Source organism: Escherichia sp. KTE31 (genome assembly GCF_000407925.1).
GTDB lineage: Bacteria > Pseudomonadota > Gammaproteobacteria > Enterobacterales > Enterobacteriaceae > Escherichia > Escherichia ruysiae.
In genome coordinates this window covers 16,414-17,851 of record NZ_KE136724.1, presented here as the reverse complement: position 1 = coordinate 17,851, position 1,438 = coordinate 16,414, and the positions used below count along the sequence as shown (strand labels likewise).

Sequence of the window (1,438 nt, the reverse complement as noted above, 5' to 3'; positions counted from 1 at the left end):
GTCAGGCGGTTATATTTCGCCTGTAAGTCCTCCGCCGCACGCTTTGCGGATTCCAGCACTTTCGCCTGAGCACGGGTCGGACGTTCGGTGTTTTTAAACTGTGTGGCAAGGGCTTCGGCTTCCTGCCGAGCCTTTTCAAGTGCATGACCAGTCACGGCAAGCTGTGCACTGGTCTTGCGAAATCCCTCAATACGGGATGCCTGACCATTCAGCTCGCGCAGTGATTTTTGTGTTTCCCGGATATCCCCCGACAGCGACTTACTCGCTGTACGGATGGATTTAAACGGGCGGGATGCCTGGTCAACAGCCCTGAGCAATACCTGTAATTTTACATTGTTACTCATTCGTGTTTCCGCTTCGCCGGAGCGCCTTTTCGCGCCATGTGATGAGTTCGGTCAGGCTCATGGGATACAGTTCTGATGGCGGCCAGTGAAATACCACTGCCACATCCGCCATCAGGTCATCGACCGAGAGATTTTTCGGAAACGTCACTGCACCGAGTTCGGCGACAAAAAACCGACCACCTTACCGGCCAGCGCCACAAGGTCAGGCAGCTCCAGCGCGGCGACCTCCTGCTCAGTCAGCATCGGTGCCGTCATGCGCGGCAGCACTTTAATCAGTGCATCGACTTCGGAGTTTGCGACCGCAGCCAGACTGACACCGCGCAGCGTCCCCGCATTGGGTTTCATCAGCGTGACCTGTTCGATAACCTGCTCACCACGCTTAACCGGATTATCCAGGGTAATCACATTTTCTTTGTTCATGGTTTTCTCACTTCTGAATCGGGGTTAACCGGTCAGCCAGGCTGACCGGATGAAAATCACAGGCCGATATTGCGGCGGTGTTGCTCCAGCCGGTCGACGCCGTTCACCTTCTCAATCATGTTGATGGTGTCAATTTCGACCAGCTCCTTACCGTCCATCGTCAGCCGGAAATAGGTGCAGACCACGGAGATTTTCGACTCGGTGTCTTCTCCCTGTTTACCCTCGCCGGTGTCGATTTCTTTCTGACGGCCACGCATGACCACTTCGACGGCCACCGTTTCGCCGGTATCGTCACGCTGGTAAGAGCCTGCAAAACGAATCGGCACGGCATCCACACCAGTTGCGGCGTAAAGTTCCCAGATAACCGAATCCGGGAAGCCCCCGAGCGACCACTCCATTGACAGAGCATCATCATCAAGGCCGAGGTCTACCGGTGCGCTACCGTTCATCCCCGCACCGCGATAGTTTTCGAGCTTACGGGTCAGTTTTGGCAGCGTGACGGACTTCGCGACGCCCTGATAGCTGTAGCCGTTCAGAAAGACGTTCATTAACTTGAGTTTGCGCGGCATTGCCATCGGTCAGGCTCCTTAATTGCTGTTAACCGAGGTGACCAGACTTGCCAGGTATCTTGAAGTAATACGCTGGCGCAGGGTCAGGTTTTCGAGAGGAGGCAC

Annotated in this window: 3 protein-coding genes and 2 pseudogenes; all 5 read right to left on the bottom strand. The window is 55.3% G+C overall.

Features of this window, described 5'->3' with window-relative positions; translation table 11 throughout:
* Positions 1–344, bottom strand: a pseudogene (locus WES_RS07845) (phage tail tape measure protein); the annotation flags it as partial.
* Positions 337–492: a GpE family phage tail protein gene (locus WES_RS0121585; protein WP_000143832.1), complete on the bottom strand. Its 156-nt coding sequence runs from the start codon at positions 490–492 to the stop codon at positions 337–339. The gene WES_RS0121585 and the pseudogene WES_RS07845, both read right to left, overlap by 8 nt.
* A complete protein-coding gene (locus tag WES_RS07850) occupies positions 489–764 on the bottom strand; it encodes a phage tail assembly protein (RefSeq protein ID WP_001031303.1) in 276 nt (91 codons plus the stop codon). Before WES_RS07850 ends, WES_RS0121585 begins: the two co-directional genes overlap by 4 nt.
* A 56-nt stretch (positions 765–820) precedes the next feature.
* Positions 821–1,339, bottom strand: coding sequence for a phage major tail tube protein (locus WES_RS07855; RefSeq protein ID WP_001251408.1), 519 nt, complete (start codon positions 1,337–1,339; stop codon positions 821–823).
* 12 nt (positions 1,340–1,351) lie between these two features.
* Positions 1,352–1,438 (bottom strand): annotated as a pseudogene (locus WES_RS24125) (phage tail protein); the annotation flags it as partial.

Coding starts and splice junctions, on each gene's coding strand:
- WES_RS07850 (WP_001031303.1), bottom strand. CDS start 764: ATGAACAAAGAAAATGTGATTACCCTGGATAATCCGGTTAAGCGTGGT.
- WES_RS07855 (WP_001251408.1), bottom strand. CDS start 1,339: ATGGCAATGCCGCGCAAACTCAAGTTAATGAACGTCTTTCTGAACGGC.